The 4,978-nt window shown below is 46.7% G+C and carries 2 protein-coding genes; one reads left to right on the top strand and one right to left on the bottom strand.

Annotation, left to right across the window (positions count from 1 at the left end; all coding sequences use genetic code 11):
• A partial coding sequence (locus tag F6K37_RS26845; protein ID WP_287253414.1) for a DUF4351 domain-containing protein occupies positions 1 to 444 on the top strand: 444 nt, incomplete at its 5' end.
• Positions 445 to 688: 244 nt separating this feature from the next.
• On the opposite strand, the gene F6K37_RS26840 is transcribed toward F6K37_RS26845, so the two are convergent.
• Entirely contained in the window at positions 689 to 4,957 is a 4,269-nt protein-coding gene (locus F6K37_RS26840) for a choice-of-anchor E domain-containing protein (protein WP_287253411.1), read from the bottom strand.
• Positions 4,958 to 4,978: the final 21 nt, after the last annotated feature.

The following is a 4,978-nucleotide window of genomic DNA, read 5'->3' as shown; positions in this document are numbered from 1 at the left end:
GGAGGTGGTAGTGAAGCGAAATTGCGCTCAGCCGTCCAGGCACTAAGAGCAGATCAAACCTTGAACCAACTAGAACCGTTGTTAGCTTTTTTCGCTAGCTTTGTATTAGAAATACCCTTAATTCAACAAATCATGAGGTGGGATATGACAGTATTACGTGAATCACCCTGGTATCAGGAAATTTTACAAGAGGGTGTTGCTCAAGGGATTGAACAAGGGATTGAACAAGGCATTGAACAAGGGATTGAACAAGGCATTGAGCAAGGCATCCAACAAGAACGTCGAGGCAGTTTAGAGCGCATCCTTAAACTGCGATTTTCAGAGATTCCTTTAGAGATATCCCTGAGAATTCAAGCTTTAACTCTCGAACAACTAGAAGAGTTGATGGCAATAGCATTAACCGTTAACTCTTTAGATGAGTTTAGTGAACAGTTGCGAATGTAGAATTTAGAATGTAGAATTTAGAATGTAGAATTGGGAATTAATAATGTAGAATGTAGAATTGGGAATTTAGATAGAATGTAGAATTGGGAATTCACCATTCTGTCTTCACCATTCTGCCTTCACCATTCTGCCTTCACCATTCTTAATTCTAAATTATTCATTCTTAATTTTTAATTCACCATTCTGCCTTCACCATTCACAATTCTAAATTCTACATTCTGCATTCTAAATTCTTAATTCTGCCTTATTTGACTAAAGCCCGGAAGCGAATAAATCCATAGGAATTGGGTGGGTTTCCGGGTGAATCAGCGTTTGGCACATCCCCAACTTCCACTACTACTACTCCATTTTGATTGAAGGTGACATTACATCCCGATGGCACTGAGGTTCCTGGCCCGTAATACCGACCGCGATCGCTATCGGGAATATTAGTAAGATAGATGTTCGGTTCAGCTGGACCACCTGAGGCTAGGGCAGTAGTGCTCTGGAACATGGCAATCCCGACATCACTACTTGGGAAGCCAGCTGTGGCATTAAAGGAATCGGTAATAAAGGTAGTTTCCCCAGGCACTCGGTCACAGATGCGCAGGTTTTTAGCATCGTTGCTGCCATTGGAGAGGAAATATACAGTATACTCTAACTCATCCCCTGGCATCACTTGCCCAGAGTTAATTAATCCCCGCAGATACACATCAGGATTCGGCCAGTTGGGGTCATTGTCATCAGCAGCACGGTCGGAACCAACGTTATTCTCAGAACTGCCACCATCAATGCCATCGATAAAGGGTGAGCCGGATTGCGGTAGCTCTATCCACTGGTTGGTATCTTTGGGTTTAATAGCAGTAATCCGCTTGACCAGGATGACATTGGGCAAGATATTGTTATAAACTCCAACACTAGTTTGGCGTACACTCACCGTATCTGTATCCCTGGTTTCCAGGAATTCAGGACAACGGCCATTGGCATCATTACTAAGGGTATGCTCCCAGCAAGCACTAGTATTTCCGTCTTCTCCATTGGGGGTGAGACTAATCGATTGACCAGTGCTTGCCCCATCTAAGTCTCGTTGGTAGGTGTCATCCCACAGATTCAATTCAGCTGAGGGTGGAGTATTGATGGCGTTATTGGAGCCATAAGCAATGTAGTCTACAATCTTGAATTCCTCGTCATACAGCCAGATATCTTCTCCAGCATTGTTAAGTTTGGCTGCCTTTCCTAACCAATCCTGGAATGCAGCATCGGGAGCTTGATGGTCTGATGTATTGTTGCCAATCCAAATAACAGCGTATTCCCCTGGTTGGAGAGTGGTGTTGTTGGGGAAGATATAGGCCGGATTAGCAGCATCACCAGTAATGTTGCCAGTATTATCAGTACTGTTAAAAATCAGGTTGCTATCGGCTAGCTTCCAGTTACTGATATCTACAGCATTATCGGAAGAGTTATAGAGTTCGATGAATTCATCATTAGCTTCAGCACTGCTGCCAGTTTGGGCGTAGAGGACTTCGTTGATAACGATATTTCCGGCTTCCGGTGAAGCTTCTTCCGGGACTATGCTGGCTGAAGGTTCTTTCGGGACTAAACTGTAGGTATAGGTGACACACAATCCGGCGGTTGCCTCGCTACTAGAGCCAGTGGAAGCGTTCTGAGAGTTAATGAAAGTAGCTGCAGAGGTAGTATTCACCGGGATACTGACGGTTTCCACTGGTGATGAGGAGCTAATGAAATCAGCTAGGTTAGTGTACTCCTCGGTATGGGTTTCATAGGCAAGAATCGTGGGAGTCCTGCCACCGGAAGTGCCGCTAAAGTCAGGAGGATCACTACCATCGAAGGCTGGTAGATTGAAGTCGGTGGATTGGTTGTAATTTCTGGTAATATTGGCGTTAGTATCAGGCAAGGAAACACTGACTTCTCCCTCCTGGTTCACGGTTATTGTTTTTGGCTGGTCTGCCGTATTCTCGTAGATTAACTCTTGTGCAATCAGGGTACTCAGGGTTAGGTCTACCCTGGCCAGGCTCCCTAGAGCAGAATCAAATTTCTCTACGTTCAGGGTTTCAGTCCAATTGGTAGCCTGGAGTGGTATGATATCGCAAGCGACAATAGTGTTGGCTTTAAGGGTAAGTCCAGCATCAATACTGGTATTGTTGTCTCCCGCAGCCAAGGTGAAGGTATCGGTGCGACCTGTGACTGGATCGGCATCACTGTCTAGGGTGTCATCCCCAGCATCTTGGCGAGTGAAGCTATAGCCCACAGCAGGGGAGGTGAATTCAATGATGTAATCCCCTGGGTCAAGGTCGCTGAAACTGTAGTTACCACTACTGTCGGTAAAAGTGGCATCAACTAAGGTGTTGTCAGATTTGTAGATATTGACTAGGGCGTTGGGAATTCCAGGCTCTCCAGGATCTTGGATGCCATCACCATCTAGGTCTTCCCAGACTTGATCCCCTACAGAGGCAGTCGTTGGTGTAGAGTTAGCGATCGCAATTTGATAATCCTCTACCTCACCATCACTAGCGGCACCAGTAGGAGTAAGGCCAGTATCAGAACTATACCGGAAACGTGCATAAGTATTACCAACGGTAGCTCCAGCTGGTACAGTTAGGTTTAATGCGATCGCATTTCCACTAGGACTAGCATTGGTAGCAATTTGCTCACCACTATCATCAAAGTCTCCATCTGCGTTCCAGTCAATCCAAGCATTCAGCACTCCAGACCCGGCTGTAGTGATATCTAATCTAACATTATCCGATATCGGTAGAGTTTGTCCTTGTAGGCTAGCGCTATTAATTTGAACCCCATCATCGGTATCATCGGTAGCGTTATTGTTATTATCGGTGCCATCTCCAAAGCCATCCGTATCAGCTGTTACTCCTGCCCCTAAATAGGTGCTATTGTCAATGGTATGGGTAGGACCACTATTAGCGGATAAGGTTTGGTAATCCCCATTACCGGTGCTGGCGGTAGTATCAGGAGCATCACCATAGTCAACAGTTGTTGTAGGAGGCGTTACTGTAATTTCAGTACAGTCACCAAATGTCGCTGTATTTGGGTCATCCGACGTCCCTGATGCCTGATTTCCACTGGCTTCCCCTTCATAGTCAATTGAAGCCTGGTTACAAACCTTTTCCCCAGGCGCAGCTGTAACAGTGACCTCAAAGGACATGGTCACCGTCTCGTTAACGTTTAACTGCCCCCCCTGGGTGGTGTTTGCCCCCGTACCTACACGAAAGATAACGTTGGTGCCATCAAACTCAGCTTCATCAGTAGCACCATCGGTTTTAGTCACTCCATTAATTTTCAACGATCCCGGTACAAAGGTTGTTCCTGTCGGAATGATATCCGTAATCACCGTGTTAACGGCGTTATCATTCCCTGTATTTGTAACACTAATGGTATAACCAATCGTATCCCCATTCTGATAAGTTGTTTGGGGGGTGGTCTTCTCAAACTCAGTGACCAGATTCGGTTCAAACACCTCCACCCCAAAGAAGTAAACCATAGGCCAGATGCCATCACCTGACGTGGATAGGTTCAAATCAATACTGGTTGCATTGGTCGGAATGACGTTGTTGGCTTCGTTCCAAGCCGTCAGATCTAGAAGATCAATATCCACAACCATATTGTAGGGATCATTAGGAGTACGACTTGTGACATGAGACCCATACTGAGAAATTGTGCTGTTATAAAAGTTATTTAATGGGTTCACGGGGTCGGACACCGGAGTATTATTAATCGACAGTGTATCGCCGCTTACATCCGGCTCGCCATCCCCCGCGAATGCACCCATAAAGACACTAAAGCCTGGTGTTGGTGGCGTCCTTAGCCCAGTTAAGGTTTGGGTATTGCCGGTATTGAACCCTGAGAAGTCGTACCCGTCGAAAACAGTCATATTCCGTCGGGGCTCACTTGGATCTTCGTACACCACGATTAATGACCAACCAGCATTGGGATAGGTAAATCCTGTGCCTGTACTTGCCTGTACATTCGCTAGAGTATAGGTACCACTCCCAGCCGCTTGCACCAAACTTGTCACATCCGCGAAGGAGCTGTATACATCCCAGCCGCTTGTTGCAGAGTTATCAATACTTGTGAACGTATCTGCCGTAACGGTCTGATAGCCTCCCTCTGGCGTAGCTAACAAGGCTTCATTTCGCTTACTGGCATCCGGTGCAGGCGTGGTGGCACCGTCAGAGGTGCCCCCCCAGTAAAGACCTGCAAACAACACATTGGCACCGACAGGCAGGGTTAAATCGGCAGAGCTAGAGTTAAAGGTACTTGGATCGCTATCGGAATCTAGCATCTGCATGGCCAGACCACCGCTGTTGTTGCCGACATTGCCAGTGGCTAGTCCGTTTAAGCAGGATGCATTGGTGCGATCGCAAATCAATGAGGCATTACCAATCGCCACCATATTACCGGGCACGTGGGCGCTGTAACGCAAACTAAATGGCCTTGGCCCTGTGGCGAGTGACGCATCAATACCAACCTGCCCTGCTACTTCAGTAGGAGTAGACACCAGCAAAGCAGAACCTGTCAC

The organism is Moorena sp. SIO4E2 (assembly GCF_010671945.1).
Taxonomy (GTDB): domain Bacteria; phylum Cyanobacteriota; class Cyanobacteriia; order Cyanobacteriales; family Coleofasciculaceae; genus Moorena; species Moorena producens.
This window is presented reverse-complemented; position numbering and strand designations above follow the sequence as displayed.